The sequence below is a fragment of the Qipengyuania sp. Mu-71 genome (genome assembly GCF_036867055.1).
In the GTDB taxonomy this organism is placed as follows: Bacteria; Pseudomonadota; Alphaproteobacteria; order Sphingomonadales; family Sphingomonadaceae; genus Qipengyuania; species Qipengyuania profunda.
This window is the reverse complement of sequence record NZ_JBAJHR010000005.1, coordinates 1-2,084: the sequence shown is the minus strand read 5'-3', so window position 1 is coordinate 2,084 and position 2,084 is coordinate 1. Positions and strand designations below refer to the sequence as shown.

Sequence of the window (2,084 nt, the reverse complement as noted above, 5' to 3'; positions counted from 1 at the left end):
GACCCGCGTCTCACCTATGTCTGGCCCCGCGAAACCAAGCGCGATCGCACCCGGTTCGAAAAGCTCAAGGACGCCTATGTCAAAGCGCGCTATTCGAAGCACTATCGCGTCACCAAGGAAGAGCTTGAATGGCTCGGCGCGCAGGTTGAAGAGCTTGGCCGCGTCGTGCACGAAGTGTGCTCGGAACGCATCTCGAAGCTAAAGGCCGAAGCGAAGGCCAAGCCTGACCAGATTCGGTGATCGAGCGAGGACTTGTTGTCTCCGCTTTCGCCTTTTCTAAGCCGAAAGCAGCCTGTCGGTTTGCGACCCATTTACCGCCGTTCACATGAGGTCCTGATGGGTGCATAACCGGGTGATGGTTTAACTTTGGATGCTGAGCGCCTATGTCCTTTATCGATCAGTTTCAACTCACGGTGCCTTTGATCCAGGCACCGATGGCAGGCATCTCGACGCCCTTGTTAGCAGCTTCAGTTTCCGAAGCAGGAGGACTTGGATCAATTGGAGTGGGCGCGACTGATGCGGCCGGTGCACGGGCGATGATTCAGGAGCTACGCAGCCACACGGCCCGGGCCTTCAATGTAAACCTGTTTGTCCACTGCAGGGCCAAGGCGGATCCCGGTCGCGAGGCGGCGTGGCTCGCATCGCTTGCGCCGGTGTTTGCCGAGTTCGACGCCAAACCACCGACGACGCTGCGCACGATCTACAAGAGCTTCGCCGACGATCCTGACATGCTGGCGATGCTGTTGGAAGTGGCGCCGCCCGTCGTCAGCTTCCACTTCGGCTTGCCCTCGGCTGATGCCATTTCGGCACTGCACGCACGTGGTGTCTTTTTGATGGCAACCGCCACCAGCCTTGAGGAGGCACGGGCGATAAAAGCGGCAGGCATCGACGCGATCGTCGCGCAAGGCATCGAAGCTGGCGGCCATCGCGGAATATTCGATCCGACCTCGCCCGACGATGCACTTGGAACCTTTGTGCTCACCCGGTTACTAGTCCGGGAAACAGGACTTCCAATCATCGCTGCCGGAGGGATAATGGATGGCGCCGGCATCGCTGCTGCGCTCAATCTCGGTGCAGTCGCGGCGCAACTCGGCACGGCATTCATAGCGTGCCCGGAGTCCGCAGCAGACGAAGGTTACCGCACGGCCCTGAGAGGTCCGGGCGCGTATCACACGACGCTGACGTCACTCATCTCCGGCCGCCCAGCGCGTGCGCTTGCGAACCGCTTCACGGCGCTGTCAGATCAGCTTGGTGGACGGCTGCCGCCTGATTATCCGATTGCCTATGATGCCGGGAAAATCCTTCACACAAGAGCTAGGGCGAAGGGCGACGACGGCTTTGGTGCACAATGGGCCGGCCAGGGCGCACCGCTAATCCGCGAAATGCCGGCCGCACAACTGGTTCAGATACTACGAAAAGAACTCCAAACCAGTCTGGCCTGATGGACGGCTATCCACCCCATTCTTGCCGGCATGGCCGAGCGGGGACATTGCCAAGAGCAGCCTTTGCTCTAGCGACGACATCACGGTTATCTATGTAAACGTGAGGATAGCTTTTCGATGGTCGAATACATCTACCTGAAGCCCGGCGAGCAAATGCCGGAAATGGCTGACGAGGATGCGTGGCTTGTCGTCGAAGCTAGCGATGATGATCGATTTTTCGGCAGCGGCTACGGCTTCAAAGCGTCAGGTGAGGGTGTGTTTTACGCCTCGCTGCCGAAGAGCGATCTGAGCTTAGAGTCGGCGCTCGACGCTGCAAAACAGTGGGCCGCAAAGTATCAGGTTCCCCGCATATGGGTGCAAGCAACGCCCGATTAGCATAGTCCGCTGACCGCCCCATCCACGACATTAAAGCGTCAAGACTATTGCCCCTAAAGCCGCCCACGATCGTGGCTGCAACCAATCGTCGAGCATCCCGTGTGCGCTCGCAATCCGAATATCTGGCCGTTGGTGTGCGATGATCGCGTTGTTTTGCTGCCATGGCGTGGGATCATTTGGCGACGCTCTTAGGTACTGCCGCTGCAGAAAATTTGCGGTTTGGTTGCAGATCAGAGGCACACTCGCACCGCTATCACTGCAGGTCGC

General features: G+C 58.9%; 2 protein-coding genes and 1 pseudogene. All 3 read left to right on the top strand.

Going from position 1 to position 2,084, the window contains the following annotated elements:
• A pseudogene (locus tag V6B15_RS15010) lies at positions 1-240 on the top strand (nucleotidyltransferase); the annotation flags it as partial.
• 143 nt (positions 241-383) lie between these two features.
• Positions 384-1,442, top strand: a complete 1,059-nt coding sequence (locus V6B15_RS15005) for an NAD(P)H-dependent flavin oxidoreductase (RefSeq protein WP_103025253.1) — start codon at positions 384-386, stop codon at positions 1,440-1,442.
• A gap of 117 nt (positions 1,443-1,559) precedes the next feature.
• Positions 1,560-1,817 (top strand): hypothetical protein, encoded by a 258-nt coding sequence (locus tag V6B15_RS15000; protein WP_103025254.1) that lies wholly within the window; start codon positions 1,560-1,562, stop codon positions 1,815-1,817.
• Positions 1,818-2,084 lie beyond the last annotated feature (267 nt).

Excerpts from the sequence above, each read along its gene's own strand:
- V6B15_RS15005 (WP_103025253.1), top strand. The coding sequence starts at position 384 with ATGTCCTTTATCGATCAGTTTCAACTCACGGTGCCTTTGATCCAGGCA.
- V6B15_RS15000 (WP_103025254.1), top strand. The coding sequence starts at position 1,560 with ATGGTCGAATACATCTACCTGAAGCCCGGCGAGCAAATGCCGGAAATG.